The organism is Mycobacterium sp. TH-M15, assembly GCF_057473705.1.
Genome location: NZ_JBYCLB010000511.1, coordinates 1 through 1,917 on the forward strand (window position 1 = coordinate 1; position 1,917 = coordinate 1,917).

The following is a 1,917-nucleotide window of genomic DNA, read 5'->3' on the forward strand; positions in this document are numbered from 1 at the left end:
TTCCCAACCGCGGTACTCCGCTTCGATGGACAACCGGGTGGACGCGGTGATCCGGGTGATCTCCGGTGGCAGCCGCAGCGGCACCCACTCGTATTCGTCGGACATCTCAGTGTCCCAGTCTGCCGGGAGCCGGCGAGGGCGCGCCGCGGTCAACGCCGGCCCGCCGCATGCTCGACGACCTGGACTCCGTCACCGACCCCGGACACGACATACAGGGTGCCCGACGTGTCATCGAAGGCTAGCGCGTTGGGTTGCCGCACGGTTGGATACCGTACCTTTTCCACCGGAGTGCCGGTGGCCAGATCGAAACCGATAACGGTGTTGGTCCCGGTCTGTGACACCCAGGCCAGCCTACTGGAGCCGGCCAGGCCGTAGGGAGCGTCGACCACCGGGTAGGCCTGCCGCAGCATCAGCGGGTCCACGCCGTATACCAGCAACTGGCCGCCGCGGGTGTCGGCAGCCAACACCAGCCCACGCGGATCGGCCGCCAGGGTGGTGGCGCCGCGGCCGGCGCGCAGTGCGTACCGAGGCTTGCCGTCCGGGCCGACCGTCATCACCGAGGTTTGGCGACGATCCAGCACTACTGCCGTATTCCCCTGTGTCACAATCGAGTCGACGCGACCCGAGATCTTAGCCCGGGCCACGACGGCGTCTTCGCCCGCGGTTTCGGCGGCCAGTGTGTAGACGGCGCCGTCGGCGCTGCCCAGCACCATTGTGCCGTCGGCGCGACGTGCGATCGCGGTGAACTCGGTATCGGCTGCGCCGCTGACTCCGACCCGGCGGATACGGCCAGTTGCCAGGTCGACGACGAAATAACCGCCACGTGCGGACAGGTAGGCGCTACCGTGGCCGTCGCCGGCGAGCGCGGTTGCCGCGCCCGGCAGTGCGATGGCGCGCCCCCGGCCGTGGCCGGCTCCTAACACGGTCACCGTGGTCGACGTGTGCGGATCAGCGCCGGGGGAGAGCACCACCAGCTGTGCAGTGTCCGCGTCGAAGGTCGCCGCGGTCGGCTGCCCGCCCAGCGGCCGCACTACGCCGGCCGGTGAATGCGGTTGCGGTGGCGAAGCGGCGGGCCGCGCGGGGGCCATCGCCGGCTGCTGGACAGTGATCGGGTTCGACCCACACCCCGCGGCGATGAGGAGCGAGAGCAGCGAAACCACCAGCTTGGCCAGCAGGCCGGGTGGATGCGGCTGATCTGCGTGTGCTGTGAATGTGTGCTGCTGTGACAACGGTGGCAACGGTCAGCCTTTTGTCGACGGTCGGCGGGCTGGGGATGAAACGTGAACTTCAGGAAAGCGAGTTAGCCGACTTCTGGCGCGTTTTGCACATTCTAAGACGTCGAGAAGGTACTCTGCGTCGCATGATCACCGCCGAGGACCGTCAGCTGGCTGCTGATGAGTTTGTCATCGAAGACATGTCGACCGGGGCCTTCGCCAGTGGGTTCGGCCAGGCCGGTGATCGTCGTAGTTTCTCATTTCGTATCGAGCATCAGTTGCTGATCGTCGAGGTGTACCGGCCGTCAGTGGACGGCCCCGTTCCGCAGGCCGAGGACGTGGTCGCGACGTCGAGCAGAAAACTCGTCGGCATCGACATCGCCGACGAGCGCAGCCTGGTCGCGGCCGTCCGCGACGCGGTGGCGGCCGCGGAACCGGTAGGGCGTTCCTGACGACCCGCGCCGAGACGCGCGGTGCCGCCCACGTTCGGTTGCCGACGGCGTGCGTTTGCTGTCCTCACTGAGGCCGAACCGCACGTGCAGCCGGGTCAGCGAGCGGGGCGCCCACCAGTTCGTCCGGCCGAGAAGATGCATAAATGCAGGCACCAGAACCGTCCGCACCAGGGTGGCGTCTGTCAGTACCGCCAGGGTGAGCCCGACGCCGAACATCCGCATAAAGGACACCTGCGCGGCGATCAGCGCGG

3 protein-coding genes and 1 pseudogene are annotated in these 1,917 nt (G+C 67.9%); 1 reads left to right on the forward strand and 3 read right to left on the reverse strand.

All coding sequences use genetic code 11. The features are described 5' to 3' along the window. The coding region (locus AC2VNT_RS12500; RefSeq protein ID WP_486947163.1) for a DUF5703 family protein at positions 1-153 on the reverse strand (153 nt) is incomplete at its 3' end. Beyond that, positions 150-1,151, reverse strand: a complete 1,002-nt coding sequence (locus AC2VNT_RS12505; protein ID WP_486947164.1) for a YncE family protein — start codon at positions 1,149-1,151, stop codon at positions 150-152. The genes AC2VNT_RS12500 and AC2VNT_RS12505, both read right to left, overlap by 4 nt. A 209-nt stretch (positions 1,152-1,360) precedes the next feature. Here AC2VNT_RS12505 and AC2VNT_RS12510 point away from each other — a divergent pair, with 209 nt between their 5' ends. After that, positions 1,361-1,666 (forward strand): hypothetical protein, encoded by a 306-nt coding sequence (locus tag AC2VNT_RS12510; protein ID WP_486947162.1) that lies wholly within the window; start codon positions 1,361-1,363, stop codon positions 1,664-1,666. A 63-nt stretch (positions 1,667-1,729) separates the two neighbouring features. Here the strand turns inward: AC2VNT_RS12510 and AC2VNT_RS12515 are convergent. Next, a pseudogene (locus tag AC2VNT_RS12515) lies at positions 1,730-1,917 on the reverse strand (MMPL family transporter); the annotation flags it as partial.

Bases quoted from the DNA above. Each gene is read 5' to 3' on its own strand.
- AC2VNT_RS12510 (WP_486947162.1), top strand. From the start codon at position 1,361: ATGATCACCGCCGAGGACCGTCAGCTGGCTGCTGATGAGTTTGTCATC.